This is a genomic window from Paenibacillus sp. GbtcB18, assembly GCF_019091125.1.
Lineage (GTDB): Bacteria > Bacillota > Bacilli > Paenibacillales > NBRC-103111 > Paenibacillus_F > Paenibacillus_F chitinolyticus.
Genome location: NZ_JAGXJX010000885.1, coordinates 1 through 235, shown reverse-complemented (window position 1 = coordinate 235; position 235 = coordinate 1). Strand labels below are relative to the sequence as shown.

Annotated in this window: 1 pseudogene; it reads left to right on the top strand. The window is 47.2% G+C overall.

Annotated elements, in window-relative coordinates:
• Positions 1–234: pseudogene (locus KVT34_RS31205) on the top strand (copper amine oxidase N-terminal domain-containing protein); the annotation flags it as partial.
• Between the last annotated feature and the right edge of the window lies 1 nt (position 235).

Here is a 235-nt window from a genome sequence, read left to right as displayed (position 1 = left end):
AAAGAAATCACTAATTTCGATGGCGGAAAAAGGAGCATGGTCTGGTACCAGTCATGGGAGGATTCCCCGAAAGCCCGGTACAGGCTGGAAACCAGCTATGATGCGGCCGGAAAAACGCTGAACCCCCTGATCGTTAACGGAGACGACGGTCTTTCTTATATGGCCGAAGGGAACCAAACAAGCAAGATCAAACTGAATGGCACGGAATTTAACAGCTTCTCTAAACTTTCTTAAA